This is a genomic window from Vibrio sp. 10N.261.52.A1 (genome assembly GCF_002876325.1).
Taxonomy (GTDB): Bacteria; Pseudomonadota; Gammaproteobacteria; order Enterobacterales; family Vibrionaceae; genus Vibrio; species Vibrio chagasii.
On sequence record NZ_MCYD01000012.1, the window covers coordinates 1 to 737 of the forward strand.

Sequence of the window (737 nt, forward strand, 5' to 3'; positions counted from 1 at the left end):
GTACAAAGGCAATTTGAAACACTTCAAAATGTCTTTAGCGCCAATGTACAAATATAGCTTCGATGAGTCTTTTGCTATCTACGGTAAAGTTGGTCTTGCCTACTCTAACCTCAACTCTAAATTAACGATTACTGATAAAGATGGCTCAGTGAATAGTAAGTACTCAGATAGCGAATGGGGTGCAACTTACGGTATAGGTGCTGAATTTAAGTCACCGAAACCAATGTTTGGTAACTCGAAGTTTATGGCGCGTGTTGGTTTCGATTGGTACGACTTTAGCTCAGGTAACGTTAATCTAGGTAGTGACGGTACTCTAGGTCTACAAGCCGGTTTCACTTTCTAAAATATTAAACAGAAAGGTTTACAGTAGTTGAACAGATCATCGTAATTACGATTCTTGGAGTATTGACGTCAACCGGTCTGTACTTAGCATAAGTAAAAGGGTTACTCATTATGAATAACCCTTTTGCATCCACTTCTTTTTGGCTAGAAAACGTAAGCAACACCGACGTTTGCCGCCATATTAATTCCGCTTTCTAAGATTGGACTATTCTCGATATCACCCTCTAGGTTGGTGTAACGAACACCACCAGTCACTCGAATATTCGGCGTTACATGTAAGTAACCACCTAAACCAATAAAGTACTGACCATCCCAGTCGGCATCAAACTCGTTTAGATTCGTTCTTGCAGCTTCTGCTGAGCTCACACCATACAAGTGGTTGTTCAAGCGTTCAC

The 737-nt window shown here is 40.7% G+C and carries 2 protein-coding genes; one reads left to right on the forward strand and one right to left on the reverse strand.

The window, feature by feature from the left end; translation table 11 throughout:
* On the forward strand, positions 1–343 hold a 343-nt coding region (locus BCT81_RS00165), incomplete at its 5' end, for an outer membrane beta-barrel protein (RefSeq protein ID WP_157938827.1).
* Positions 344–486: 143 nt separating this feature from the next.
* Here BCT81_RS00165 and BCT81_RS00170 read toward each other — a convergent pair.
* On the reverse strand, positions 487–737 hold a 251-nt coding region (locus BCT81_RS00170), incomplete at its 5' end, for a MipA/OmpV family protein (protein ID WP_198596808.1).